Source organism: Acinetobacter sp. ACIN00229 (assembly GCF_016106645.1).
Classification (GTDB): Bacteria; Pseudomonadota; Gammaproteobacteria; order Pseudomonadales; family Moraxellaceae; genus Acinetobacter; species Acinetobacter oleivorans.
Window position 1 is genome coordinate 1 of record NZ_JADWOM010000010.1, and the last position, 25,951, is coordinate 25,951.

At 35.5% G+C, this 25,951-nt stretch carries 26 protein-coding genes; 17 read left to right on the forward strand and 9 right to left on the reverse strand.

From position 1 onward, the window contains the following. Positions 1-467: 467 nt before the first annotated feature. Both I7H67_RS10645 and I7H67_RS10650 read left to right on the forward strand, forming a co-directional pair. On the forward strand, positions 468-1,430 hold the full coding sequence (locus tag I7H67_RS10645) for an isocyanide synthase family protein (protein ID WP_013196634.1): 963 nt from the start codon (positions 468-470) through the stop codon (positions 1,428-1,430). 33 nt (positions 1,431-1,463) lie between these two features. Beyond that, positions 1,464-2,258 (forward strand): TauD/TfdA family dioxygenase, encoded by a 795-nt coding sequence (locus I7H67_RS10650; RefSeq protein ID WP_198307810.1) that lies wholly within the window; start codon positions 1,464-1,466, stop codon positions 2,256-2,258. 511 nt (positions 2,259-2,769) lie between these two features. On the opposite strand, the gene I7H67_RS10655 is transcribed toward I7H67_RS10650, so the two are convergent. Continuing rightward, positions 2,770-5,814: an efflux RND transporter permease subunit gene (locus I7H67_RS10655; protein ID WP_320158870.1), complete on the reverse strand. Its 3,045-nt coding sequence runs from the start codon at positions 5,812-5,814 to the stop codon at positions 2,770-2,772. Then, entirely contained in the window at positions 5,811-6,938 is a 1,128-nt protein-coding gene (locus I7H67_RS10660) for an efflux RND transporter periplasmic adaptor subunit (protein WP_198307812.1), read from the reverse strand. The genes I7H67_RS10655 and I7H67_RS10660 overlap by 4 nt, the downstream gene beginning before the upstream one ends. A gap of 132 nt (positions 6,939-7,070) precedes the next feature. Here I7H67_RS10660 and I7H67_RS10665 point away from each other — a divergent pair, with 132 nt between their 5' ends. Next, positions 7,071-7,688: a TetR/AcrR family transcriptional regulator gene (locus tag I7H67_RS10665; protein ID WP_013196638.1), complete on the forward strand. Its 618-nt coding sequence runs from the start codon at positions 7,071-7,073 to the stop codon at positions 7,686-7,688. A gap of 122 nt (positions 7,689-7,810) precedes the next feature. Here I7H67_RS10665 and I7H67_RS10670 read toward each other — a convergent pair whose 3' ends face one another. Continuing rightward, the gene (locus tag I7H67_RS10670) at positions 7,811-8,695 is read right to left on the reverse strand and encodes a DMT family transporter (RefSeq protein ID WP_198307813.1); all 885 of its coding nucleotides are present in this window, start codon (positions 8,693-8,695) and stop codon (positions 7,811-7,813) included. A gap of 351 nt (positions 8,696-9,046) precedes the next feature. Between I7H67_RS10670 and I7H67_RS10675 the strand changes: the two genes are divergently transcribed. The 6 genes from I7H67_RS10675 (at position 9,047) to I7H67_RS10700 (ending at position 14,392) form a co-directional block, all read left to right on the forward strand. Continuing rightward, a complete protein-coding gene (locus I7H67_RS10675; protein WP_004789949.1) occupies positions 9,047-9,727 on the forward strand; it encodes a hypothetical protein in 681 nt (226 codons plus the stop codon). 15 nt (positions 9,728-9,742) lie between these two features. Further along, entirely contained in the window at positions 9,743-10,633 is an 891-nt protein-coding gene (locus I7H67_RS10680) for an FAD-binding oxidoreductase (RefSeq protein ID WP_198307814.1), read from the forward strand. Between the two features lie 14 nt (positions 10,634-10,647). Beyond that, on the forward strand, positions 10,648-11,859 hold the full coding sequence (locus I7H67_RS10685; RefSeq protein ID WP_198307815.1) for an ATP-grasp domain-containing protein: 1,212 nt from the start codon (positions 10,648-10,650) through the stop codon (positions 11,857-11,859). Next, positions 11,856-13,052 (forward strand): ATP-grasp domain-containing protein, encoded by a 1,197-nt coding sequence (locus I7H67_RS10690; RefSeq protein WP_198307816.1) that lies wholly within the window; start codon positions 11,856-11,858, stop codon positions 13,050-13,052. The genes I7H67_RS10685 and I7H67_RS10690 overlap by 4 nt, the downstream gene beginning before the upstream one ends. A 182-nt stretch (positions 13,053-13,234) precedes the next feature. After that, positions 13,235-13,978: a hypothetical protein gene (locus I7H67_RS10695; protein WP_198307817.1), complete on the forward strand. Its 744-nt coding sequence runs from the start codon at positions 13,235-13,237 to the stop codon at positions 13,976-13,978. Between the two features lie 21 nt (positions 13,979-13,999). Next, positions 14,000-14,392, forward strand: coding sequence for a hypothetical protein (locus I7H67_RS10700; RefSeq protein WP_198307818.1), 393 nt, complete (start codon positions 14,000-14,002; stop codon positions 14,390-14,392). A gap of 45 nt (positions 14,393-14,437) precedes the next feature. Here I7H67_RS10700 and I7H67_RS10705 read toward each other — a convergent pair whose 3' ends face one another. Then, the gene (locus I7H67_RS10705; RefSeq protein WP_198307819.1) at positions 14,438-15,439 is read right to left on the reverse strand and encodes an aldo/keto reductase; all 1,002 of its coding nucleotides are present in this window, start codon (positions 15,437-15,439) and stop codon (positions 14,438-14,440) included. A 111-nt stretch (positions 15,440-15,550) separates the two neighbouring features. Further along, positions 15,551-16,453: a helix-turn-helix domain-containing protein gene (locus I7H67_RS10710; protein ID WP_198307820.1), complete on the reverse strand. Its 903-nt coding sequence runs from the start codon at positions 16,451-16,453 to the stop codon at positions 15,551-15,553. 1,114 nt (positions 16,454-17,567) lie between these two features. Here I7H67_RS10710 and I7H67_RS10715 point away from each other — a divergent pair. Both I7H67_RS10715 and fosLL read left to right on the forward strand, forming a co-directional pair. Continuing rightward, positions 17,568-18,116, forward strand: a complete 549-nt coding sequence (locus I7H67_RS10715; protein ID WP_198307821.1) for a TetR/AcrR family transcriptional regulator — start codon at positions 17,568-17,570, stop codon at positions 18,114-18,116. Between the two features lie 157 nt (positions 18,117-18,273). Further along, the gene (fosLL, locus tag I7H67_RS10720; RefSeq protein WP_198307822.1) at positions 18,274-18,675 is read left to right on the forward strand and encodes a fosfomycin resistance glutathione transferase FosLL; all 402 of its coding nucleotides are present in this window, start codon (positions 18,274-18,276) and stop codon (positions 18,673-18,675) included. Positions 18,676-18,710: 35 nt separating this feature from the next. Here fosLL and I7H67_RS10725 read toward each other — a convergent pair whose 3' ends face one another. The 3 genes from I7H67_RS10725 to I7H67_RS10735 all read right to left on the reverse strand — a co-directional run bounded on the left by I7H67_RS10725 (position 18,711) and on the right by I7H67_RS10735 (position 19,723). After that, positions 18,711-19,064 (reverse strand): hypothetical protein, encoded by a 354-nt coding sequence (locus tag I7H67_RS10725; protein ID WP_198307823.1) that lies wholly within the window; start codon positions 19,062-19,064, stop codon positions 18,711-18,713. 77 nt (positions 19,065-19,141) lie between these two features. Continuing rightward, positions 19,142-19,360, reverse strand: a complete 219-nt coding sequence (locus I7H67_RS10730; RefSeq protein ID WP_005066974.1) for a DUF6500 family protein — start codon at positions 19,358-19,360, stop codon at positions 19,142-19,144. Positions 19,361-19,387: 27 nt separating this feature from the next. Next, on the reverse strand, positions 19,388-19,723 hold the full coding sequence (locus I7H67_RS10735; RefSeq protein ID WP_005066976.1) for a winged helix-turn-helix transcriptional regulator: 336 nt from the start codon (positions 19,721-19,723) through the stop codon (positions 19,388-19,390). Positions 19,724-19,839: 116 nt separating this feature from the next. On the opposite strand from I7H67_RS10735, the gene I7H67_RS10740 reads away from it, so the two are divergent. From I7H67_RS10740 to I7H67_RS10765, 6 genes are all read left to right on the forward strand, one after another. Further along, entirely contained in the window at positions 19,840-20,397 is a 558-nt protein-coding gene (locus tag I7H67_RS10740) for an NAD(P)H-dependent oxidoreductase (RefSeq protein ID WP_198307824.1), read from the forward strand. 150 nt (positions 20,398-20,547) lie between these two features. Beyond that, the gene (locus tag I7H67_RS10745; RefSeq protein ID WP_001017478.1) at positions 20,548-20,889 is read left to right on the forward strand and encodes a DHCW motif cupin fold protein; all 342 of its coding nucleotides are present in this window, start codon (positions 20,548-20,550) and stop codon (positions 20,887-20,889) included. 462 nt (positions 20,890-21,351) lie between these two features. Continuing rightward, positions 21,352-22,881: a hypothetical protein gene (locus tag I7H67_RS10750; RefSeq protein WP_198307825.1), complete on the forward strand. Its 1,530-nt coding sequence runs from the start codon at positions 21,352-21,354 to the stop codon at positions 22,879-22,881. A 378-nt stretch (positions 22,882-23,259) separates the two neighbouring features. Further along, positions 23,260-24,138 (forward strand): inovirus-type Gp2 protein, encoded by an 879-nt coding sequence (locus I7H67_RS10755; RefSeq protein ID WP_198307826.1) that lies wholly within the window; start codon positions 23,260-23,262, stop codon positions 24,136-24,138. Between the two features lie 206 nt (positions 24,139-24,344). Further along, positions 24,345-24,734, forward strand: a complete 390-nt coding sequence (locus I7H67_RS10760; protein WP_198307827.1) for a hypothetical protein — start codon at positions 24,345-24,347, stop codon at positions 24,732-24,734. A 131-nt stretch (positions 24,735-24,865) separates the two neighbouring features. Next, positions 24,866-25,138 (forward strand): hypothetical protein, encoded by a 273-nt coding sequence (locus I7H67_RS10765; protein ID WP_198307828.1) that lies wholly within the window; start codon positions 24,866-24,868, stop codon positions 25,136-25,138. A gap of 61 nt (positions 25,139-25,199) precedes the next feature. Here the strand turns inward: I7H67_RS10765 and I7H67_RS10770 are convergent, their stop codons facing one another. After that, positions 25,200-25,946, reverse strand: a complete 747-nt coding sequence (locus I7H67_RS10770) for a hypothetical protein (protein WP_198307829.1) — start codon at positions 25,944-25,946, stop codon at positions 25,200-25,202. Positions 25,947-25,951 lie beyond the last annotated feature (5 nt).

Below are 25,951 nucleotides of genomic sequence, written 5' to 3' on the forward strand. Positions count from 1 at the left end.
TTTGGTGAGTGTTTTAATCAATTTTTAGGACGTGGATTTACGTTAAAGCAAATGCTACACTTGTGATTGATTCAGAAAGCTTAATATAAATAAAATTTTATAATTAAGGGAAATAATCAGATTTTAACTAATAGATATATTTTATTGGTGGTTAAATGTTCGATAGTTATTTGTTTTGATAGTTAAAATTAGAAATATATGAGTTAAAAGTTAGATCTTATTTTTTATTAATGGTTTGTATAAAAATGATTGACTAATTTAAATTTTATGAAAATTTTTTGTGTTAAATAAAAAGGTTAATATCATCAAAAATAGGATTAACTACTATAGAAATTATTATTGGAGAGAAAGCTGAATGAAATAAGTGAAATTTATTTATAAAGTAATATTGAAAATTTAAATAAAGGCTTAAAAATAAGTCTAATTTAAAAGTTTGTGAATGTATAAAGGAAATAAGGGTTTTTGTTGTGGTACAAATTTTAAATAATGATTTAATGTTAGCTGAGCAGATCGTAAAATTAATTTTTCATAAGCGACGTTTATTAGCAAATGACTCAGAGCAAGAGAACTTTCAAGAAGAAGCTTTTTTACATATTCAAAAAGTATTGAATTTTGTCAAAAATAAACAACCTATTCATATGATTTTACCTGCTTTTCCAGCTAAATCACCAAATAGGAAAAAAACTTTAGATATTTTTCCTGATAAAGGTGAGGAATTAGCTTTAGCAACATTGAATAAATTATGTGAAAAAATAAAAAATATTTATGCACCTGGAGCAAAGTTAACTATTTGTTCTGATGGAAGGGTTTTTGCTGAACTAGTACGAATCCCGGATGAGGCCATATCTTCTTATAAATATGATCTTATAGAGAGAGTGGGAAAACCTTATGCAGATAATATTGATTACTTTGATTTAGATGATGTTTTTCAAGATATACCAGAATATAGCACACTGCGTGAAGAGTTGATGGTTCAATATGGAGAGTCATTACTAAGCTTAAAACACCGATGTAAGCAAGAAAAACCAGCAGCTGAAATGTACCGCGGGATTTGTCGCTTTTTGACTGAGGATTTTTCAGGTCTTAATGAATTCAAAGGCTGGTCAAAAAACCAGATATTGAATGTAGCTCGTATGAATGCTTACCGGGTAATTCAAAGAAGTAATGCATGGACTAATTTATTGAAGGAGCAATTCCCAAATTCGGTTCGTCTTAGTATTCATCCACAACCTCGAGTTTCAGAAAAAATTGGAATATTTTTGATGGACTCGGATGACAATTGGCGTACACCTTGGCATTCGGTCGTTATACAAGATGATGATGGATTTACTTTAGTTCCACGACATAAAGCCGAAGAAGAAAATGCTTTATTAATCTTTAAAAACGGAAAAGCTAGCCATTATTTGCGTAATAACCAACAAGAAATGTAAGTAAATATGGTTTTATATGTAGAGATTTGAATAATGTTTAGTGTAAAAGATTTATCTCCATTTGGAGCATTAATAACGGCATCTGGTGATCATGACAATATTAATGAGATCGGTGCCGAGGTTTTAAATAACTTGTTGTCTCAATATAAAGTTTTAGTATTTCGTGGATTTAAAGCGTTACCAGATCCACAATATATTAACTTTTGTGAGTCATTGGGCAATCTGATGTATTGGGAGTTTGGTGCTTTACTCAATGTAAAAATGGAACAAGATCCTAAAAACCATATTTTCTCAAAAGGCAGAGTTGAATTGCATTGGGATGGAGCTTTTGCGAAACAAACTCCAAGAATTAATGCTTTTCAGTGTACCGTATCCTCAGAAGATGGACGAGGTGGGGAAACACTTTTTGTTGATACCACACGTATTTTGAAAGATATACCTTCTAGTCAATTAGAAGACTGGAAGAAAATTAAGCTATCTTATTCGACTGAAAAAAAAGCACATTATGGCGGCTCAATTGATGTAAACCTCATTGAAAACCATCCTCATAAAGGCCATTCAGTTATCCGGTTTATTGAAATCGAAAATGAAGATAATCAGGAAGTGAATCCTGTACAGCTCTCCATTAAAGATACAAATCATCAACCCGTAGAATCACAGGAAATTGTTCATTCAATTACAGAGATTTTATATGACCCTAAATACATGTACCAACATCAGTGGGTCAGTGGCGATTACATGTTGATTGATAATAATTCGGTATTACATGGCCGTGCAAAAGTTGAGGGTAATGTGAATCGACATTTAAAACGTGTCCATATCTTGTAACTAATCGATAGAAAACAAATCGATGGAAAATGTTAATCGATCAAGTGCTTCAGCTGAAGTTATTAGGACAGATTTTCCATTGAGTGGGTGGTGATTCTGCTTATCAGCAGAATCATTGCCTAGATTGCTCAAAGGTTTTTAGCTCAAATGGAATCACTAGGTGAAATTCTAGCCGGAATTATAATAGGACCTAGTATATAGGGACTCTTTTACCAAATGTATTTGTCTCATTTCTGAAATGATGTGTAGTAAAAAAATTAAAAATTTCCGTATGGGAGTTGCGGAAATTGAAAACTCTGTACAATCAGGTGTAGAAATTTTCTTAGCGGCTTATCTTGTCTAACACTATTTTTTCTTCTTATAAAATTTGAATAATGAGCTACTTCAAATTTACAAGTGACTCATCATTTTCCTCACTTTAGAAGTTTATAAACCATTAAAAAAGCACAAATAGAAAAATCTATTTGTGCTTTTAAGCTATAAATTTTTAGTTCTATCGAGCTAAATAAATTTAGCTTTTCACTCTAAACCAAGCGGCATAGAGTGCTGGGACAAAGAATAAAGTAAGTATCGTTGCTACTGCTAAACCCCCCATAATCGCAATTGCCATTGGGCCCCATAATGTGGAAAGTGTAAGAGGAATCATTGCTAAAATTGCTGCTAAAGCTGTCAATAGAACAGGACGAGTACGACCTACAGTGGCTTGAATAATCGCTTGTTCTGGCGTTTGACCGGTAGAAATATTTCTATCTATCTGATCAACTAAAATAACCGAATTACGCATAATCATACCAGCTAGAGCAATTACTCCTAATGTGGCCACAAAACCGAATGGTGCACGAGTAATCAATAAGGCTAGGCTTACTCCAATCATGCCAAGTGGAGCTGTTAATACCACCATAAACATGCGACTGAAGCTTTGCAGTTGTAACATCAAGAATATTGCCCAAAGTAATAACATCACCGGCATAACAGATTGAATAGCTGCATCTGCTTTAGCACTTTCTTCAATAGTTCCTCCAGTTTCAATACTGTAGCCAATGGGTAACATTTTACGAAGATCATTTAGCATCGGTTCTATTTGCTTTGAGACATCTGGTGCTTGAGCACCCGACACATCAGCACGGACGCTGAGAGTTGGTAAACGGTTACGTATCCAGATTCCTCCTTCTTCTAATACAGGTCTGAGTTCAGCGACTTGATCTAGAGGAATATTTTTTCCATTTGATGCACGAATCGTAATTTGGCCCATTTGAGCTGTATCAAGCCGATTATCTGCTTTGGCTCTTGCTACAACGTCAATTAACTCTGTGCCTTCTCGTATCTGGGTAACTGTATAACCACTTAATAACATTTGTAAGGTACGTGAAATATCTTGCGAGCTTACTCCTAAACTACGGGCACGTTCCTGATTAATGATAAATCTGATGGCTTTACTACGTTCGTTCCATTGAAAATTGACATCACGTACATTTGGATGCTGACGCATAATGTCGCGAACCTCAGCAGCAATTTCACGAACTTTTTCAGGATCTTTACCACGTACCCTAAACTGTACAGGGTAACCAACGGTGGGACCTAGCTCTAAACGATAAACCCGTGTTCGAATATGAGGAAATTGCTGAATGAGACGATTATGTAGATCAGAAGTTAATTGACTCGCTTGTTCAATATCTTTTGGATAAACAATTAACTGTGCATAATTATTTTTAGGTGTTTCTGGATCAAGAGATAGATAAAAACGAGGAGAACCACTTCCTACATAAGCTGTGTAATCTCGGACCCGTTGATCACTGGAAAGTAATTTTTCAACCTGTTTCGTTGCGTTTAACGTTGCCGTGTAACTAGCACCTTCTTCGAGCTGTACATCAATTAGAATTTCTGCACGCGGTGAATCTGGAAAGAATTGTTTAGGAACGAATTGAAATGCAACTAAAGCGAGAACAAAGCTGAGAACAGTGGTCAGTAAAACCCATTTCCTTTTTTTGACGCACCATGCAATTTTACGACTAAACCATTGAGAGAGTTTATCTCTGTATGAATTTTTCGAGGAATGAGAATGATGTGGCTGTACTTTGGGAAGTAAAATTGTGCCTAAAAAAGGAGTAAACAGTACTGCTACAAACCAAGATACAATTAAAGAAATCCCAACCACCCAAAAAATTGATCCGGTAAACTCACTTGTTGAAGATAAGGCAAAGCCAACTGGAACAAAGCCCGCCGCTGTAATTAAAGTACCAGTTAGCATAGGAAAAGCTGTATTACTCCATGCAAAACTCGCAGCTTTAAAACGGTCCAGACCTTCTTCCATTTTGACTTGCATCATTTCAACAGCAATAATCGCGTCATCGACTAACAAGCCCAAGGCAATAATAAGTGCACCTAAGGAGATTCTTTGTAAATTTATATCTAGGCGCCACATAAAGAAAAAGGTAATACCCAAAACTAGTGGAACAGATAAAGCAACCACAATCCCTGTCCGCACGCCTAAAGCAAATAAACTGACGGCAAGAACAATGCCTAAAGCTAGAATAAAGTGTCCGAGAAATTCATTAACTGAATGCTCAACGAGACTAGGTTGATCCACTACTTTTTCAATAAAAATACCCGCAGGTAAGTTTTCTTGTACCTCTTTAATACGTTGATCTAGATGTTTGCCCAAAGAAAGAATATCGCCTTTTTCTGTCATTGAAACAGCAAGACCAGTGACACGTTCACCATTTCGTCTCATAGACATTTGTGGGGGATCGATAAACCCTTTATCAATATGAGCAACATCCCCTAAATGAATATTGTGTGTTCCGACTTGAACTACGATATTTTTTAAGTCTTGTACGCTTTTTACATCTCCATCAACACGAGCATATATACGGGCATGAGGACCTTCAAAAGTTCCTGCTGGTTCGACTGCATTTTGTTTTTGTAATTCATTAACTAAGTCTAAGGGAGAAATACCCAATTGAGCTAACTTGGCATAATTGAATTCAATATAAAAGCGAGGTTCTTGAACGCCTAATAGAATGACTTTGGAAACATCAGGAACCTGAAGTAAATGGTCTCTTGTAGAAAGAAGAACCTGCTTCATTTGGACATCATCAAATCCATCAGCATGAAATGCGTAAATAGACCCAAAGGTATCTCCAAAGTCATCATTAAAAAATGGTCCTTGGATATCTTGAGGCAAATTTTGCCGTATGTCGTTTACTCGTTTACGTGCTTGATACCAACTTTCTTCAATTTGACTTTTACGTGTCCAGTCTTTCAGAACTAAAAAGATGGTTGCTTGTCCTGGGCGTACATAACTTTGTACATAATCATAATTCGGTACTTCTTGAAGTGTACGCTGAATTTTTTCAACAACCTGTTGTTCTAAATCTCGTGTAGTAGCGCCTGGCCAATTTACATCTATTGTCATGACCTTTATCGTTAAATTTGGATCTTCAGCGCGCCCTAATTTAAAATAAGCTACAGTACCTAAAAGAAGAGAAAGTAGCATCGCGAAAATAATTAATGTTCGATGCTGGAGTCCCCAACTGGATAAGTTAAATCCTTTCACGGTAACCTCCCATCCCATGCTTTTACAGCCATCTTGCTATCGAGACGATGGACGCCAGCCGTAACAATTTGTTCACCCACCTGAATACCATTGGCAACCGTAATAGTTTCAGTATTGATTTTGCTAAGTTTAACTGGACGAAGCTGAAGATTTTTTGCACCGTGGGGTAATATCCAAACGGCTGTTTGTTGTCCTTTTTGGAAGAGGGCACCAATAGGTAAAATAATCTGTTGATCTACATTCTTATTTAAAAAATGGACTGTTGCTGTCATACCTAATTTAGCTGCAGCTGGTAAATTTGATATTGAGATTCGAACACGATAAGTACGACTATTTGGATCTGCAACAGTCGCTATTTCACGTACATGACCCGTAAAAGTATGGTCAGATAAGCTAAGTAATTTGATGCTGACCGGTTGGTCTATTTTGATTTCATTAATCTGACTTTCAGGAACATCTATCTGTACTTCATTTTCACCATTTTGAGCTAATTTAAATATAGGCGTGCCAGCTGAAACAACCTGTCCACTTTCTGCTTGAACTTCTGCAATTGTTCCTACTGCTGGTGAACGTAAAGTCGTATAACTTAAATCGTTTTGTGCCCGATCAAGGCGACTTTGTGCTGCATTTACTTGTGCTTGAGTGTTTTGATATAAGTTTTCAAGACTATCGAGATCGGATCGTGAAATAGCGCCTATGTTCACCAGACTACGATTACGTTGAAGATCTCTTTGTAATCTTGTGAGAGTGCTTTGTGCTTGATGCAATTCAGCAGTTGCTTCCTGAATACTAAGTCTAAACGGAGTATCGTCTAACTGGGCCAAGGCTTGATTTTTTGTAATAGAAGCTCCTGTATCTACTAGACGTTTAATGATACGACCTGCTACCCGAAAAGAAAGTTGGCTTTCAACTCTAGGTACAATATTTCCTGAAAAAGATAAATTAGAGAGCTCACTGGCAGGATGGGCTGTGGTGAGTTGAACAGCAATAACCTTTTCTGGCTCTTCGGTTTTATTACTACAACCAACTAGGGGGAGAACACTTACAAAAAATAAAATTATAAAAATCATGTAGATATTTGTTTCTAATGATTTTAATTGATTTTTAAACTCAATTGGAGGCATTTCGTAGATCCTTAAAGGGATTTTTAAACAACTAAAGTTTTCAGAGGAATATTTTTGTACTGGTTCGCAAAATATTTGAATTTTGTACTGTTTTGTATAAAATAGTCAATAAATTTTTTATGGAGATCTCAAATGGAAATTAAATCTCGAGGCAGACCGCGCTCTTATGACCCTGAGCAAGTATTAGAGCGTGCATTACATGCATTTTGGAAAGGTGGATTTTCAGGAACTTCTCTTGATACTTTGGCATTGGCCACAGGTTTAAACCGGCCAAGTCTTTATGCTGGCTTAGGAGATAAACGCACAATTTATATTAAAGCGATGCATTATTTCCAAAAATATGCTCAAACAGAATTTGGCAAAGCATTGGAACATAAAGATACGGATAGGTCGTTTGCCGATGTTATTTTGAGATATTTGCGAACAGCTCTCGAAGTAGATGGATATCATGAAGATATCGATTTGAGTGGATGTGCAGTTATATCAACAGCCATGGCTGATGCGTTGGCTGATAATGAAATCCAAGCTGTATTAAAAGAAGTTTTAACAGAAATGAATGAACAGCTTTATCAACGCTTAAGTCTAGCTAAACAAAATCTAGAATTGCCTCATGATACGGATATTGATGCATTAGCTTTCTTAATGACTTCTGCCGCGCATAGTATTGGAATTCGTGCTAGGGCAGGTTTAGACTTACAGCAAATCGAAATATTACTACTTTCTGTGTCTAAAATTCTTTGCCCAACTTAAAGTAGAACTGTGTCTAAATTAAATAAAGCTCTCTAAAGTTTATCAATAATATTTTTAAAATTAGATAAATTGAGTTTTAAGGAGAGCTTGGATTTTGTTCCATTATCAAATTTAAATTTGCACTAGGCTTTAGGCGCTTTATTAATTAAAACAATGCCTGAAATAATGAAAATTGCACCATACAAAAATGATAAGGTCGGCTGTTCATGAATGAAAACCCAAGCCATCAGTGCAGCAAAAATAGGTTCGGAAAGTTCGGTCACTTGTACTTTTGCTGCGGGTAGATAGGTTAATGCTTTGGTTGTGCAATAAAATCCAAGAATGGTAGGCAGAACTGCCAAGCTAATTAAACCTAAAATAATATTGGAATTAAAACTAATGCTATGAAAATTAATTAAAAAGGGAACGGCAAGATAAACACTACCAAAAAGTAATAAATACTTCGTTAGGAATAAACCACCATTTAATCTGAATTTTTTAATTAATACTGAAAATAGCCCATAGCCAGTGCCTGCAATAGAGGCATTGATCAGCATTAATAAACTATTTTCACCTTTCCATGAAATTAAACTAATACCCGCTACAGCTAATAATGTTCCAGCAATAGAATGAATATAAATACTTTCTTTTAAAACTAATCTACCAAAAAATAAAGCTGAAATAGCGGCTGAAGCCATAAGTACTACAACTACATTGGCCGCAGCACCATGGTTGTAGGCAATGGTTTCGAAAAAGAATAGTGAAAAAATCCCTAAAAAAGCACATATCGCAATTTGGACAAAGACACTCAGTTTGCCTGGAGTATTGCTAATAAAAGCAATTTTTTGGCTAACAGGAACTTTAAATAAAAACACACTTAAAAAGAAGAATGCGATGACTGTTTTTAAAAAAGCAATGTCTTGTGGGCTTAAGCCACTGTGCATAAGCAGTTTACTGATCACACCAATAGAGGCATTGAGTGCAGCCGCACAAAGTGCAAATAGAGTCCCAATAATCAGATTATTCACTTTTCTAATACTTCCATATATTTAGCCATAAGGAGTCTACATTGTTTTTCTCAATATAGCCCTGTCAAATTCCTTCTTTTCCATGCAGTATAAATTATTTAAATTTTGTTGGTGATGGATATTAATTTGAATTAATCCATTTATTAAAAATTATTTGTTGTTTGATTGTTAATTGAAATATTTTATTTAATTTTAATTAGAAATTCTTAAAAATAATATTTTGTTGACATTTTTAAAAATATATTTAAACATAATATTTGATTGTTTTAAGTTTAATTAATAACAGTCTTAATTCTAGCTAAATAAGTATTTAATACTTAGATAATAATTTAAATATAATGGAGATAATTCGTGTTTTTTTCACAGGAAAGTTTGAAAAAATTAGAAAGTGCGGTTGATCATGCTATGCATAGCGAGTTTAAAAAAGATGAGATTATGCATAAATTTCATAATGAAGACTGGTTCGATGAAAATTATTATAAACGTCATATTTTAGAGTGTGTTATCCGCATTCATATGAATAATGAATTAGATGCAAATGCAGTGCGTGTTGCAGCCATCAATAATATCTCTGCCGCAAAACAGCTTTCATATTATTTATATGATGAATTTGGTCACGATGAAATGTTCGGTCAGGATTTGACTAAATATGGCTATTCTTCAGATCAGATCGTTTCAAAAAATGCATTTCCTGAAACATGGAAACTGATGGGGTACTTAAATTTCTGTGTAGAAAAATTTGGGGCATTACCAGCAGTCGTTTGGGACTGGTTCCTCGAATATTATGGTGACAAATTTAATAATTTTATTACGCAAAAAGCGGGTGTTCATATGGGGAATCAGGCTGTATCGGGTGCAGCTTCGCATGTTGCATTTGATGAAGCTGAAGACCATAGCGGCATGATGACAGAGATGCTTTCTTCTGTAATTAAAACACAAGAAGACTTTGATCTAGCAATCAAGCATATCAATAGCTTTGTTCCAATGGTGGGTGAGTATTTTCAGGCTGTACGTGCTGAAACACTTTCATAGCAATGGAATTAGAATATGCCAATGGTAAATATCCGCATTCAAGAGCATATTTACATTGCTGATTCTGAACAGCCTCTCATCGATGCGGTGCCAGATAGCGCCGTGATGAAAGGCTGTTTAAAAGGTGTGTGCCGGGTTTGTCGATGTAAGCTCAAAGGTGGAGTCGTATATGAATCAGGAAATCAGGTTGCCGTAGGACAAGAGTTCTTACCTTGTATTAGCTATGCTCATAGCGATGTCGAAATCGCACCATTGGTTAATAATTTTAGTGTGGCTCAACTTGTTGGTAGAAGTTTTCTTGCTGAAAATATTGTTGAGCTCACATTTAAAATTAAAAGGACGTTCTTTAGCTCTAAAGCAATTGTGAATATCAAACACCCATCAGAGCCTTTAATTCGAAGTTACTCTGTGGTTTCACTGGGTGTGAAAAATTATGATTTTTTTGTTTTGCACATAAAATTAAGACCAAATGGAATATTTTCTAACTTATTTGAAAAGCTAGCGATTGATGATCAATTAGAATACAACCTGAATAATCATATAGAACCTGAATACGAGAAAGATATTTCTACGCTCAATATTGTAAGCGGTGGAAGCGGCATGGGAGCTGCACTTACTCGTGGATTAGATCTCATCCGGAAAAATCCTATTTCTAAAGTAAATATCTATGCGATTAATCGGTCAGTTTTAAGTGATTATCATCAACATTGCTTCAATGTTTTTCGAGAACAAGTTGACGCTGAGGTCAATATTATAAATATCCCGTTTTGTACGTGGACGAATAATGGATTTGATTTTTCAAATTATTTGGACTCTCACGAGTTAACAGTGGGTGTTGGTTCTACCCCAATAATTAATAAAATTTTAAATCAGCCTCTGTGTGAGTTAGAAAGTTTTGGTCCCTAACGGAGACTGTAACAATGACAGTAGTAGTTATAGAACCTATTTCTTCAGGCGTCACTTATTTAAATGCCGCTCAAGAATTAGGGATAGATTTATATGTTTTTTCTACTGATGAAGGAGAGTGCAGCATTGATGGAACAATGCGCCAAAAAGCAAAAGAAATAATAAAAATAGATACCAGTGATTTTCATAGTCAACTCTCTAAAATTGTTGAGTTAAAGACCATAAAAGCCATATTACCTGGTGTTGAATATGCAGTACCTATGGCAGCACAACTCGGTAACTCATTTACCAAAAACTCACTTGAATATGTGGCAGCTCAAACAGTTCGAAATAAATTTAAATTTCGTGACAAGCTAACCAAGTCGGGTTTAAGCGATATTAAATATGCTTTGATTTCACAGGGTAAAGAAATTGACTTACCTCACGGCTTTAAATTTCCTGCTGTAGTAAAGCCAGTTGATATGGCGGGCAGTATGTCTGTTAAAAAAGTTGCAGATTTTGAGGAACTTTTGAGAACAGTTGAAGCGATCTGGAAAGCTAAGCCCAACGATATTGGTTTCTATGCAAGTGGGGATTTAATTGTTGAAGAATACATTATAGGTAAAGAATACAGTGTTGAAGGAATTATCCATACAGATGGAAAAATAACCTTTGCTTCGCTAACAGAAAAACTATTAGGGCCAGAACCTTACTTTGTCGAAATTGGGCATATTGTGGGTAATCAATATGACAGCCAATTTTCTGCACATGTTTTTGACTATGCCGAAAAAGTCATTAGAACCTTAGCGTTAAATATAGGGCCTTTTCACTTAGAACTGCGAGTTACACCTCAAGGAAAAGCAGTCGCAATTGAGTTAGCAGCACGTTTACCGGGTGACAATATTGTTGAGTTAATTAAACTGGCGACTAATTTTGACCTTGCTCAAGCGGTACTGAGTGAATACCTAGACCTGCCATATGCACCTTCAATAGAGAAGGATATGGTTTCTGCAATTGCCTTTATGCCCCAAGGTAATCACCGTCTGTTCAAAGGTTTTAGTGGTTTAGATCAACTGTTAGAAGCACCTGAATGTGTACATCATCACTTCTACTATGAAACAAACGATGAACTGGCGTGTAACCATGATTGGACCTCACGATTAGGTTACTTCATTTTCCGTTCCGAAAGCGAAGATAAGATTCGTAGTTTAGTCAAACATATACATGAGCAGGTGAAAGTCATATGAAACATGTATTAATCATCAATAGATATGACGATGAACTGTCTGATTATAATAAATATATAGATCACGATGCCGTGCATGTGTCTTATATTTCATTAACAGAAACGATGCGTTATATCACTTCTTCAAACTGTTACTGCATAGCTGGTTTAGAGCATTTACATGAAGAAGATGTTCTCGATCAGGCTAAAAAAATCTATAAGAAAAAACCTATAGATTATGTTATTGCCATCTCGGAATATGACCTCGACGCTGCCGCTCGTATTCGAACGGAATTGAATATTGTGGGTGCAACTGTCGAAGATAATTTGTTGTGCCGTAACAAGAAAAAAATGAAAGATGCTTTAGCTTACTCGACTGTGCGTTACCCTAAATATGCTGAAGTATCTTCATACCAAGATATTGAAAAGTTTTTGCTGGAAATTGGCTCAGCGATTATTTTAAAACCTCAAGTAGGCGCGGCTTCTGAAGGGGTAATTAAAATTAGTGAGTTGGCTGATATTCCCCGTTTATCTTCATATGCGGGCTATGAAGTAGAAGAATTTGTTGAAGGGGATATCTATCATGTCGATGCGATTATTTCAGACAATAAAATGCCTTATTTTAAAGTCTCAAAATATATTAATACCTGTTTAGACTTCAGAAATGGTGCGCCATTAGGTTCTGTAACGATTGATGATTCTGAATTTATTAACAAAGTAGAAAAATTTACTTTAGACGTATGTAAATTCTTAAAATTAAAAGATCAGGCGATACATCTTGAATTTATTGAATCTAAGGGCGAGTTGGTCTTTTTAGAAGTCGGTGGAAGAGTCGGCGGTGGAGAAATTCCATTCATCACATTACGCAATGAGTCTGTCGACTTATATGAAATGTGGATTAAGGCGGCCATGAAAATTCCACAAGAGCCAGTGAACACGAAAATTACGGGCTTTCTAATGATGCCTAATCCTTATAGTTCAGGCTTTTTATTTAATGGGATTAAAGAGTTAGAAAATGAAACCATTACCTATCAATTGATTCAGGAAAGTGGTGATCATAACAATTTTAGTTATGAAAATATTCCTGCCAAAATTCATTTCATGGGAGATAGCCAAATACAGGTCGAAAATGCGATTAAAAATAGTATGAAAATTTTGCAAAGCGCAATTTCTCAAAGCAGTCATTCTAATTTGAGTCTGAGTGAATCTTCTTAATTAAATTTTGGCTACATTCTAAAAATCAAAAGGCTTGGACTTAAAATGTTCAGGCCTTTTTGAATGGCGTAATAAAATTACCTAATTTAAATAGCATTGTAAGAGACTTTTGTTTCAGAGAATTGTGATTTATAAAACTTACTCATATTATATAATTAGTTAATTATTAAAGAATTTTAAAAATGATTAAATCTATTATTTCAGGTTGCGCGGTTCTCACACTTTCAGCTTTGGCGGTCACACATGCAGAGTTTTCTTTTGAACAAGAGCTACAGCAAGGTTGTAATAAAGTGAAGCAATATGCGAGCTTAGGTAAGAAAAACTACGACCAAAAACAATATAAAAAAGCACTCGAAAACTTCCAAAACCAAGCATCTTGGACTGCATTTTGTAAAGCCAATGAAGATGAAACTACAGTTAAATTTACTGATCGTGATATTGAAGTGGCAAACAATAACGTAGGCTTAGCCTATGCAAAATTAGGTCAGCCACTTTGGGCCAGAGCTTGGTTTATGCTCGATGAAAAATCAAAATCTAGTCAGTTTAATCTTAAGCAATTACCTGCACCTAAAGCCTCAAATGATTTGTCAGGTGAGTATGTACGTTATTCAGGTTTTGGTGAGTGGGATCACATCACGGTAAGCCGTGAGAAGAGCCAATATGCAATCAGCTATGCTGGTTTATATATGGGTCTTAGAAGCTTAATTTACGGCCCGAACATGGGTGAGTTCGAAACCAAAATGCCGACTAATAAAAAGCAAACAGTTTATAAAAATGAAGACTGCCGTATTCAACTCGAATTTAAAACCAACGCGAAATTAGGAAATTATATTCAAGCCAAACAAAATGAAGGTGAGTCAGGTTGTGGCTTTGGACATAATGTATATGCAGATGGCACTTATTTAAAAGTTGAGTCTGGGAAATAAAACTAAAAAATAGGGAATTGAATGATGAATATATTTGCACCTTTACTAATTCTTTCAACGGTTATTTTTTCTGCTCACATTTATGCCGAGCCAACTAGCACATGCAAAGAAGTGAAATTCCAAAAAACCGATCAGACATGGAGTGGGCACTATTATCTAAATGGTGTGATGGAAGTGGGTTCGGAGCTTTTACTTCAACCAGACGGCAAGTTTCAATGGATGCTCGCTGTTGGCGCTTTAGACCAATATGCCGAAGGCACATGGTGGAAAAATGGAGACTGTATTGGTTTAAAACCAGAGGCTAAATTTAAAAAGGATTTAAGTATATTCCCTGAAAGCCTAACAATTTCGGACAAATCATTAGACGCGATTTGGGAAGGGGGACGCCAGCAGGGAACATATAGCAAAAATTAAATTAAAAAGTCCGACACAGAGTCGGACTTTTTTATGGCTTAGATTTTAGTGATTTACCGCAGCAAGTTGCTGAGCGTTATAGCGTGCGCCCATGTTTGGATATCTCGCAATAATCGCGTCGATTTCTGCCAAATCTGCCGCTGTTAAATGAAGGTCTACAGCACCCGCATTTTCCACAAGACGTTCGATTTTACGCGTACCCGGAATTGGAATAATGTCGTCACCTTGCGCCAAAATCCAAGCCAAAGCCAGTTGAGCCGCTGTCGCATTTTTGCTTTGAGCAAAGTCGCTAAATGCTTGCGCCAAGCTTTGGTTATTTTTCCAGTTATCGCCTTGATAACGTGGTAACTGACGACGGAAATCACTTTCGTCTAGGTTGCTCACATCAAGCGTATTGGTGATTAAACCACGCGACAGCGGTGAATACGGCACAAGGCTAATACCTAACTCACGAATGGTTTGAAAGTGCGTATCTTCCAGTTCACGAGTAAGCAATGAATATTCGTGTTGAACCGCTGCAATTGGGTGAATCGCATGCGCTTTACGAATAGTTTCAGCCGACGCTTCACTGAGTCCTAAATAACGAACTTTACCTTGTTTGACCAAGTCAGCCATTGCGCCAATGGTATCTTCAACTGGAATGTTTGGGTCAATGCGGTGTGCATAATACAAATCAATCACGTCAGTATTTAAGCGTTTTAAACTGTTTTCGACCGCAACTTTAATCCACTCTGGAGAGCCGTCGATATAAGACTCTAAAGAATTTTGTGGGTTAAGGTTGTCTTCTTTATAGCGAAAGCCAAATTTGGTCGCCAAGAATACTTTGTCGCGGTGTTTTTCTAAAACTTTTGAGAGCAAAACTTCGTTTGCGCCGTTGCCGTACATGTCGGCGGTATCCCAAAAGTTAATGCCGAGGTCTAATGCCTTTTCTAGGGTTGCAATGCTTTGTGTGTCGTCTGAGGCACCATAGGCAAAGCTCATTCCCATGCAACCTAAACCAAGTGCTGATACTTTTTCGCCTGTTTGTCCTAAAGTTCTATATTTCATTTTTCACACTCTTTTTGCAAAATCACTTGAGTAGAAAAACTATAAAATGCTTTGGCTCAAACTGACGTATAACATTCAAACCAATAATTATAAAATTCAAACAATCTGTTTTTAGGTTACACAGTCTTCGCGGAATTTTTTAGGCGAAAAGCCAGTATTTTTCTTAAAGAAGTTGGTGAAATACGCTGAATATTCAAAGCCTAAGCTATAAGCAATTTCGGAAATGTTCCAACTGGTGTGTTGTAGCAATGCTTTGGCTTCTTGCGTAATACGCGAGCTAATATGCTCAGAGGTGGTTTTGCCTGTGGCTTCTTTTACAGCGCGGTTTAAATGGTTCACATGCACCGACAGGCCATAAGCATAGTCATTTGCAGTTTTGAGTTTAAGCTGAAAATGGGGTGAGTCGATGGGGAACTGGCGCTCTAATAACTCAAAGAATAAATGGCAAATCCGAACCGCAGCATTACTATGTTTTTCAAACTGTTGGGTCGGTTGTATTTTCATGGCTTCATGCACAATCAGGTGCAAATAGTTTCTTAAAACGTTGTATTTATGAATGTAGTCTGAATTTATTTCAGTCATCATCTTTTTGAAAATAAATGAAATTTCATCAACCTGCTGGTCGTTTAAAAAATACAGTGGGTCACCATCGACTTTAAACAGCGGTGAGTCTTTTAAAAAGCTTTGTCTCGATTCTTGGTTTACAAACTCTTCGGTAAATAGGCAAAACCAGCCTGCTTGTTCGGGTGAATTAATTTCCCAAGCGTAGGGAACCATTGGGTTTGAAAACAGTAAAGCAGGACGGTCGACTCGTATCCAGCGGTTAGCGTAGTGAAGTTCGCCTGTGCCTAAAACCAGTGAAATTTTATAATAATCGCGGCGGCTATAAGGTGTGAGAAACGAGCAGGCATCGCGTTGGAACACGTTAAAATGTCCAAACGAAGTTGATGGAACCGAGTAATCGCTATCTCTGGTTAAAGAAAAGCGGCGATAAAAATCATGTATGGTTTCCATGTCTTTGCCTGCATGTGTTATCAATTTATTTAAAGTTATAAAATTCAAACTTTATTTACTGTAGCTTTTATTTATAGCGCGATCAATCAGTTCATTTAAACCGTTTTGAAAATGAATGATAAATTAACAATGAAAAAATGAGCCGATAGAAATAAAAATATTTATAAATTAATAACATATGATTATTGACACTTAAAATCTTGAGAATTATTCTTTGCCTGCAAACTACTTTAGGGTAGAGCGATAAGGGGACACTTTCGGGTGTGCTGGTACTGTACCCAGTCTGCTAACCCCTTATCGATCTGCCACCATTCTACGGTAGAACGATAAGGGAACACCTTCAGGTGTGCTGGTTGCTTTTGTACCAGTCTGCTAATCCCTTTTCGTTTTGCCACCATTCTATGGTAGAGCGATAAGAGGACATCTTCGGGTGTGCTGGTTCTGTGTGTCCAGTCTGCTAACCTCTTTTCGTTCTGCCACCATTTGATATCTTTAAATTTAAGTTGAAGATCTTTTTAGCTTAAATATCTAATTGAATAAACAACAATAATTATTTAACCAATTTCTATTCAACCTTACATTGACACTCAAAAACGTGCGGATTATCCTTTGCGTGCTGGCCTACATTGCCAGTGAGCTTTTGACAGAGCTGGAACAAAAGGCGCACAACAACGTATTATTTCGTTTTGTGCGTTCTCTTAAGTCACGCCTTTATGGTGAGGCTAGGAGGGGCACGCTTGCGTGCGCTGGTTTCCTTTTGTACCAGTCTGTCAACCCTTCTAGTCTTGCCACCATTATTTGACAGTAATTGGTAAGACTCTTCTAAATCAAAAGGAGTCCGCCGTTATGCGTACTATTTCATCTCTCTCATTGGCAACCATTGCCAAAATCTTTGACTCGATACCTAACTGGTCTTTAAAACGGTTTAATCGACTCTAGGTTTTAAGCCATAGGTCATTACGACTAAAAAATCATAGCAACAATAAAACCTGAGATAGGCGAGCACACCATTTTTGTGCGGCTTTTACATGCCTGTTTTTAGCGCTCAATTTAAGAGTGACGGCATTTCTATCTCTTTTACATACAACAAAAAATTATTTTAAACGGTATAAAAATGCCAAATTTAGAAGCTTCATTTAGAGCATTAAGCGTGCTCCACACGGCAAAAGATTTATTTAATCAAAATGGGTTTTACATCGGGATAGATCGAATTATTGAGGAAGCCAAAATCCCTAAAGCCACTTTTTATAACTATTTTCACTCCAAAGAAAGGCTCATTCAGATGAGCTTAACCTTTCAAATAGATGCCTTAAAACATGAGGTATTTTCAATTATTCATTCGTACCGTGAACTCATGGCATTCGATAAACTCAAGAAAATTTATCTCTTACATGCAAACTTAGAGGGCTTTTATCGGTTGCCATTTAAAGCCATTTTTGAAATTGAAAAGATCTATCCAGCAGCATATAAGCTCGTCATTGACTATCGAAGCTGGTTCATTAAAGAAATTCTTAAACTGCTTTTAACTGTTAAAGCGACTGCTACAGTTGAAGATGCACACATGTTTTTATTTGTGATTGATGGAGCCATGGTTCAGCTTTTGGGGACCAATAACACTGATGAAAGGGATGCGTTACTTGAGTATTTTTTAAGTCGGGTTTGATGGGAGGAAGGCCCGACGAGAGTTGGGCTTTTATATTAAAAATTATATTCTTACTAAGAATTTCATATTTCTTTATCTTTAATAAAAATTATAGACTTATGTGAAATCAATAATTTTTTAATATAAATAAAATCCTTTTAAAAAGAGGAAAACATCTATGAAATTAAGTGGATTGAATCATCTAACTATTTCCGTAGAGAATGTTGATCGTAGTTTTAGTTTTTATAAAGATGTTCTAGGTTTTACTCCACGAGCTAAGTGGAATAAAGGCGCTTATTTGAGCCTTGGAGAGTTATGGCTTTGTCTATCACTTGATGAGGTGAGTATAAGTTCAGACTATACACATTACTGTTTTAGTATTGGTGAAGACTATATAGATGAATTCCGCCAGAAAATTAAATTGCTGAATATACGTGAGTGGAAAAATAATCAAAGCGAAGGTGAGTCTATATACTTTTTAGACCCTGATGGTCATAAGTTGGAGGTTCATGTAGGTAATCTATCTACTCGTTTAGAGAGCTGCAAAAAATATCCCTATGAAGGAATGGTTTTTTTTTGATGAATAGTTATTAAAGTACTTTGAGTCACTAAAATTTATAATTTCATTCGATAGTTTTGAGCTAACTCATGAGCTAAATTTAGAACATATTCTTCAGAATTATTTTTAATAAGGTCATCAAAAAGATTAAGACTGTTTTTTAGAGTTTCAGGTATTTGTGTTGTGTCAGACTGACGTTGTAGAGCTAATAAAATAGTTAGTAATTCATATGTATAGTCTGGTTGAGCGTCATATTTAAGAAGCTTTATAACATGTGAAGAAAACTTAAAAGCTTCTGCTGGTAATAGCGAATAAACATTCTCATCAATGAAAGTTGATAAATACCATTCATCCAATTCTTCTTTTGAGGCTAATTTTTCAAGCAAACTAGATAAAGCATTTATAAACATTTTTATCCTTTCTCACTTTATCTCTAGTATGAAAATTAAAGACTACCCTCTTTCAGAATAGTCTTTTCCTCTAACCTTTATTGCTCACTTAAAACCAACTGTTTAATCTTCACTGCCTTCTCGAAGTGATCTAATTTATGCTCCATAATCCACCAATGCGCTGCTTCCATCAGTAACTCAGGGTTATCATTCTTATTTTTAAAAAAAGCGTAAAAAGATAGACCGACATTGTCTCCCTTCTTTTCAATTTTATCGTCGCATCCCTTAATAAAAATTTCTCTTAATTCATTTCTCATATTTAGTATCACTTCAAGTCTATAAAACTAAGACGACTTATTACGTTCGCCCCAATCGCACATCATATCTAATAAAGGAATCAAAGACTGTCCTCTTTCTGAAAGGCGATATTCAACCTTTGGCGGAATTTGAGGATATTCCTTACGAATAATAAGCTCGTCTCTTTCTAACTCTTTAAGTGTATTGCTGAGTGTTCTAAATGAAATATTGCCAATGCAGCGTTGCATCTCATTAAAACGCATGACATTTTTTTCATACAGCCAATACATAATAATCATTTTATATTTGCCATTAATTAAAGAAAGGGTGTAGCCGAAACCTGTCTCTTCTAATGGCGTATGTGATGGAACGCATTCAGTCATTTTTAAAATCCACACTATCTTTTAGTATAGTATATAACACAAATTACCGTACTTATATTTAGGAAAGCACACTTCTATAATCGATTTATCAACTTTCCGATAAGAGTGTTTTCATAATGAAAAAGACATTAGTCATCGTTACGCATCCTCACATAGACCAATCTGTTGTAAATAACAGATGGGTAGAGGAACTAGAAAAACATCCAGATCAATTTACAGTTCACCAAATTTATCAAGCCTACCCAGACGGTGTGATTGATGTTGCCAAAGAGCAAGCACTGGTCGAAGAGCACGAAAATTTGGTATTTCAATTTCCAGTGTATTGGTTTAACTGTCCACCGCTTTTGAAACAATGGATTGATGAAGTTGTGACTTATGGTTGGGCTTACGGCTCAACAGGTGACAAGCTCAAAAATAAAAAGTTTATGTTGGCTTTGTCCGCTGGTGTAAAAGAAAAAGTTTATTCAGAGTCTGGTGAATACAAGCTTTCTTTAGAGCAGATTTTTACTCCATTTAAGCTAACGGCTTTATATGTTGGGGCGGACTATCAACCTCTTCATGCATTTTATGGTTTAGACACAAACCCTTCAGAAGACGACGATGTTCCGACTCAACAAGACATAGCGAATAATGCGGTTCAGTATGTTCAGAAGTTATTAGCGTTGTCTGAGTAAGTTAAAAAAGGGAGAGGCCTGAACGTGAGGTTTGGGTCTTTCGAAGTGAAAAATAGTTTTGATATATTTATGATTTATGAATAAATAGTTTGCAAAAATTGAATTTGTCTATAAGTTGAAAAATACAATAATACTTCTTTGGAAAAAATTATGAATATCGCGCCTTTTCCATTTCAAATTACAAACTGGGAAGAAATTGAAGTCACTGAATATAGTGGTGAAACAGGAAAAGCTTATTGGAAAACTCAATTTTTTGGTGAAGAAGGAAATAAAATTAGAGTGAGACTTGTCGAGTACTCAGCAAACTACTTGGCAGACCATTGGTGTGAAAAAGGGCACATATTATTTTGTCTAGAAGGTGAATTAGAAAGTAGATTGAAGGATGGTCGAACATTTACTTTAACTTCAGGTATGAGTTATCAAGTAGGGGATAATTCAGAACCACATCAGTCTTTTAGTCTGAATGGTGCGAAGTTACTTATTGTTGATTAAATTGATTTTATTTAAGTTAAATAAAAAGACCTAAATCAAAATGATTTAGGTCTTTTTTCAATTCTGGCGGTGAGAGAGGGAAATAACTTTTGGCATTAAAATTTTGATAATTAATAAGTAAATGAAATAGCATTTTGTGTTTTACCCCCAGTTTTACCCCCAACTGATAGGAGGTAGGTACGTGTTAACCGAGCTGTTAGGTTTTAGTTTAACATAAGTCATGTAAGAACTTATTTGCTTTTATTAGAATCATTATTTTTCTAATGAATGATCATTGCACTGTATGAATAGAACAAATTCACTATACTTTTGTTTAGATAAGCACATTCTTTAAGAACACCCTAATAGGGTGTTTTTTATGCTGTTCTTTTAGATTATATAATTTGATAGCTTATATATCTTGGAATAAGTAAGAAAAAACCATGGAATAAGTATAAAAAACCTTAGGAATTAGTGCCTTAAATGTATGGAATAAGTATACTAAAAATTAGTAATATTTTAGTTAGTAATAAGGAGTTTCACTTGGAGAAGGGTAGGGTGTATGGGGAAAAACAGTCTCAAGAATCTGAATTAAACTGGCAGAATATTAATCAGGAAGCTTCTCATGAAGAGTTAGCTAATTTGATCGTTGCAAAGTTATTAAGTAATGAAAGTATAAAGCACTTAACTTCTCTTACTAAGAAAGAAAAACATCAAACAGGCCGTGAAACCTCTAATATTTCGAACTCTGTTGAGCGCAGCAATAAGCGATTAAGTTTTTTATCTAAAGTCTCAGATGAAAAGCATTTAGTTATTTTTGAAAAAAAATTCAAATTTATCCAAAGCTATTTGGATGGAGTGGAGATAGCAAATCAAGAGCTTTATGAGGACTTTCAGTTATATGGCTTTCCTGAAAAGCGAATAATAAAAGAAGATCAAGTTGATTTAGCTCAAAAATTTTTTGATAGTTATAAAATAAGTTTGCTTAATCGTATAGAAAAATTCATGTTGGTACTAGCTTTAAAACCACTACCTGCATTTATTGAGGAAAATATAGATGAGCGGAGAGTATTGCAAGGGTTTGATAGAAGTATTACTTCTATCGGGAAAGAGTTCATTTATTTATTATCAAAATACGAAACGATTAGTAGATTTGATCATGAATATTTGACTATTAGTGTTAAAATTTTTGTCTCTTTTATTATAAATAGATTAAATCCAAAAAGTAGAAACTGTGAATTTTATTTGCATACAGATATCTCTAAAGAATCTATTTATGAATTAAATAATTTACTCTTTATGCTAAGAAAAGCTTTTATTCAAGGCCGTTATGATAGTGTTTCAGTCGGTGCTCTGAAAGGATTTTATAGGAATGGAATGGGGCCGCAATTTCGTAACTACGCGGAGCTTTATAAAAATCTTCAAAATATAGAAATTAAAGCAGAAAAGATGAGGCTAAGATTAAAACCTCACAAAACGAAGGATGTTGCAGTCTATAGATTTCAGCTAGAAATTTTCGAAAATAGCGAATCCGTTCGACATAATTTCTTTGGTGTTTTTCTTACCTCGTTAATTAAAAAAGCAAAACAGCCAAATGGTTTGATAGGATTGATTGACCATATCTACTTATGGAAAGAATTGGAGTCTTCAACATTACAATTGGACATTATTTTATTTTTTGATGCAAATGCACTGGCAGTTCATAAAGATGAATCTTATTTATTCGGCTCGATAAAAAATAATTTTGAAAAACTAATAGGCACTCTTCTTGATAAGAAAAATAGTGGTCAAGAAGCTAATGATCATATTAAGCATAATTTTAGTGTTACCCAGATTCCTATTCTGTACAAATTTTTACCAGAAAAAGTCTTATTACTGGAAAGTCGGAATCCAAGATGGAAAGAAATCGAAGGTAAGCTTATTCCCTATTTCCTTATTATGGCTGGCGTTTATGAACGAAGTTTTAAGGATAAAATTACAAATCGAATTGGTGGAGGCAGAAATATAACATAAGCTATTTTAGGCTAGAGAGAAGCATTTCCACTACATCTTAAAAAGTTTGTAGCATCGGATAACTGAACAAGCTTTAATTACTATTTTATAAGCTCGATTTGCTGATATATTGAATCTGAGCTTATAAAAAACTTCATTATCAAGAGAGGTATTCTTCCAGAAGGAGTTTTCACCTTGGTGTAATGACTAAGTTAATACAAACCAACATATTCAATATCCAATCTCTAAATCATAGCCTATATCCATAACCCTATTATCTATCTACTTAAAACCTATTAACCTCTCACCTTATTACTTAACCATGATCTTAAAACCTTTAGGTAATTAATAACACCATAGCCACTTTATGTAGTCCTAAACAACTACAGGTAAGTGAACATGAACGTAAGCCTAAACCAAAATGAAATCAACGAAGCATCATTACTGATCGAAATTGAAAGTTTTATCCAAACTAGTCTTGATGCTACAAGACAGCCAAGATCATTTTATGAAACCTTCAGAGACCTTCTCTTAGACTTTGATCAAGTTTATAACTCTGACTTTAGCTATACCTATTTAATTGATCTCTTTTGTAGTTTGCTCCATGACTACGACCTGCAATATGAAACCTCATTATCACTTTGCAATCGCTTGAAACGAACAACCTTTAAAGACTGGCAAGCTTATTTCAATCAAGCTAGAGCTGATCACCTGAATGAATTACGCCAACATCGTCATAACGAAAAATTAAATGCTGCCAAGCTTGATAACCGACTTAAAGAAATATTGAAAAGCTATTCTGCTGTGCTGGTGGTACGGGTTGATTTAGCCTATGTGGTTAGTCCAGATATTGAACAAGTGGATAATGATTTAGAAATGCTTAGAAGAAAGATCAAGCGTTCTGAATATGGAAAGGATGTATTGCTACTGGTATGGGCTTTAGAGCAGGGAGAAAAGAAAGGCTATCATTGCCATATTGCATTGATCTTTAATGAGCGTAAGCGCACGAGTGCATGGAAGATTGCTAAGGCTATAGGTGAATTATGGAAAGATATTACAGATGATGAAGGGAGTTACTTTAATTGCCATGATCGTAGGTACTTAAAGCAATATGAGGATCAAGATACTTTAGGGGTTGGCATTATCTATAGCGAGGTTGATTATCAGGTGCGAAGAATGCGTTCAACGCTATCTTATTTAGCACGACCTGAAAAAGAACAATACCTTCGAGTAAAAACAACGAGGAAGATGCGTACCTTTGGGATGTCACAGCGTTAATTGGAATCATATACAGATATGTACCATCTAGATGAGAAACATCTTCTCTTCAATGAGTTTGTTAGGTAGTGATTATCTCTAAGGCTAAGTCAAGCATAGGACTTGGGTTTAGCCTTGTAGTTCTAGAACTTTCCAATTTAGTTTTTTTATACCTAAAACCCGTCTCTTATGTAACACCCCACAAGTTAAATATAGGAGTCATAACCATGTCGAAATTGAATGAATTAAAATGGGATTTTGATGAGTTAAAGAAATGTATTAAAGGATTTGAAGACGGTTTAGAAGCTTTTGAAAATAATTTGGAGGAACAGTTAACTCTACTTCGTCAACGTCCTGCAGAATTTAAAGATGATTTGCTGGGTCTGGTGCATTTGATAGATAAATCTATTCCCCCAAATGGTGATGTTGAAATAGTAGAAGAGGAAATTATTATAACTCGGTTTTTTGAAGCTTCTTTTGAACGGGTTACTCTTATGTACGATTTGTTTAAAAAGAGTAGTGAGTTTGATCTTTCAACTTTAGTTAAAGATTTACGTAGCATAAATTCAATTATGAAGGGAGATCGATTGAATCTTGAAGAAGAACATAAAGGATGAAATCCTAATTTGAAAGAAGATCATTAATGCTTCTTTGACTATTTTTCACATATATACCATCTAGATGAGAACACATCGTTTTCAAGGGCTTACCAATATGGTAAGCCCTTTCTATTTTAGAGGTATATATTATGAACATTACTTGCCCAAACTGCCATTCAGAACATGTCATCCGTGTAGTGCAAAATAGCGGTTCGCAGACAGGTAATCAAACTTTGGCATCGTCAGCTTCGTTTGCCACGATGGGGGCAGCATTATCCAAGAGCTTGCCTATTTCACCTGTGGTGGGTGGATTAGCAGGAGCCGTAGTCGGTGGTTTGTTAGGTTCAATATTTGGGTCTGCTCCAACCCCGTCAGTGCAATCTCACTTTCAGTGTCAAAGCTGTGGAGGTGCTTTTTATTAAAGAAGAGAGAATAAGTTAGGGAGGGTAACCTCCCTTAGCGATGTATGCCACTGTAAATTACTTATGAAGCTACACATTGCACTATTTGTGGGTCAGTAATGTAGGTCTCAAAATACAATTGGTGATCATCATTCATGATAGGGGCATCTTTAGCACTAAACTGGATGCAGTCCCCTTGTTTTAACTTTTCAAGGATAAAGTTTTGAGCCACAGATGTGTACTGCATATCAAGCTTTATAGGACCTGCCTCGGTATCTAAAAATAAGGCATTATCTTTTTCTAAAACTGGATTTATTACTTTGAAAGTATAGCTGTGTTCATACTTTTCAGAAAAATGATCTGTCTGATTTTGTTCCGATGCAACATGAATAGATTCACCATTTTGAATTAGGTCTGCTGGAGTAGAATTTGATGAAGCTACATGTTGAGTATTAAGAAGCTTCTCAATTTCAGCATCAATATGGTCGCCAAAATCTACATCTTTATAATATCTGGAATCTCCCTGAAACCATCGTAAATAAAGGTTAGGGCGCTGCTTTTCGAGGTGTTCGATCTTTTGCTTCATCAAGCCAAGTAACTTTTCATATCTAGTCTGTCCAAGTTCTGATACAAACTTATTTTTTTCATCAATCATTTGTTGATATCCCATTTTGGTAGCAACGATTGCTCGTCGAACCCGAATATCATTACAACTGACAGAGTTATCGGCAGTACAAGACTGTGCTTGATAGTTTAATTTTGCAGAATTGACCTCGTTGCAGCCAGTCAACAATATGGCTAAGTAAATGGAGTAAGTAATTTTTTTCATAATCT

What these genes read in the sequence shown, in the direction of transcription:
- I7H67_RS10650 (WP_198307810.1), top strand. Translation starts at nt 1,464, where the DNA reads ATGTTTAGTGTAAAAGATTTATCTCCATTTGGAGCATTAATAACGGCA.
- I7H67_RS10660 (WP_198307812.1), bottom strand. Translation starts at nt 6,938, where the DNA reads ATGCCTCCAATTGAGTTTAAAAATCAATTAAAATCATTAGAAACAAAT.
- I7H67_RS10665 (WP_013196638.1), top strand. Translation starts at nt 7,071, where the DNA reads ATGGAAATTAAATCTCGAGGCAGACCGCGCTCTTATGACCCTGAGCAA.
- I7H67_RS10680 (WP_198307814.1), top strand. Translation starts at nt 9,743, where the DNA reads ATGCCAATGGTAAATATCCGCATTCAAGAGCATATTTACATTGCTGAT.
- I7H67_RS10685 (WP_198307815.1), top strand. Translation starts at nt 10,648, where the DNA reads ATGACAGTAGTAGTTATAGAACCTATTTCTTCAGGCGTCACTTATTTA.
- I7H67_RS10690 (WP_198307816.1), top strand. Translation starts at nt 11,856, where the DNA reads ATGAAACATGTATTAATCATCAATAGATATGACGATGAACTGTCTGAT.
- I7H67_RS10695 (WP_198307817.1), top strand. Translation starts at nt 13,235, where the DNA reads ATGATTAAATCTATTATTTCAGGTTGCGCGGTTCTCACACTTTCAGCT.
- I7H67_RS10700 (WP_198307818.1), top strand. Translation starts at nt 14,000, where the DNA reads ATGATGAATATATTTGCACCTTTACTAATTCTTTCAACGGTTATTTTT.
- I7H67_RS10705 (WP_198307819.1), bottom strand. Translation starts at nt 15,439, where the DNA reads ATGAAATATAGAACTTTAGGACAAACAGGCGAAAAAGTATCAGCACTT.
- I7H67_RS10710 (WP_198307820.1), bottom strand. Translation starts at nt 16,453, where the DNA reads ATGGAAACCATACATGATTTTTATCGCCGCTTTTCTTTAACCAGAGAT.
- I7H67_RS10715 (WP_198307821.1), top strand. Translation starts at nt 17,568, where the DNA reads ATGCCAAATTTAGAAGCTTCATTTAGAGCATTAAGCGTGCTCCACACG.
- fosLL (WP_198307822.1), top strand. Translation starts at nt 18,274, where the DNA reads ATGAAATTAAGTGGATTGAATCATCTAACTATTTCCGTAGAGAATGTT.
- I7H67_RS10725 (WP_198307823.1), bottom strand. Translation starts at nt 19,064, where the DNA reads ATGTTTATAAATGCTTTATCTAGTTTGCTTGAAAAATTAGCCTCAAAA.
- I7H67_RS10730 (WP_005066974.1), bottom strand. Translation starts at nt 19,360, where the DNA reads ATGAGAAATGAATTAAGAGAAATTTTTATTAAGGGATGCGACGATAAA.
- I7H67_RS10735 (WP_005066976.1), bottom strand. Translation starts at nt 19,723, where the DNA reads ATGACTGAATGCGTTCCATCACATACGCCATTAGAAGAGACAGGTTTC.
- I7H67_RS10740 (WP_198307824.1), top strand. Translation starts at nt 19,840, where the DNA reads ATGAAAAAGACATTAGTCATCGTTACGCATCCTCACATAGACCAATCT.
- I7H67_RS10745 (WP_001017478.1), top strand. Translation starts at nt 20,548, where the DNA reads ATGAATATCGCGCCTTTTCCATTTCAAATTACAAACTGGGAAGAAATT.
- I7H67_RS10750 (WP_198307825.1), top strand. Translation starts at nt 21,352, where the DNA reads ATGTATGGAATAAGTATACTAAAAATTAGTAATATTTTAGTTAGTAAT.
- I7H67_RS10755 (WP_198307826.1), top strand. Translation starts at nt 23,260, where the DNA reads ATGAACGTAAGCCTAAACCAAAATGAAATCAACGAAGCATCATTACTG.
- I7H67_RS10760 (WP_198307827.1), top strand. Translation starts at nt 24,345, where the DNA reads ATGTCGAAATTGAATGAATTAAAATGGGATTTTGATGAGTTAAAGAAA.
- I7H67_RS10765 (WP_198307828.1), top strand. Translation starts at nt 24,866, where the DNA reads ATGAACATTACTTGCCCAAACTGCCATTCAGAACATGTCATCCGTGTA.
- I7H67_RS10770 (WP_198307829.1), bottom strand. Translation starts at nt 25,946, where the DNA reads ATGAAAAAAATTACTTACTCCATTTACTTAGCCATATTGTTGACTGGC.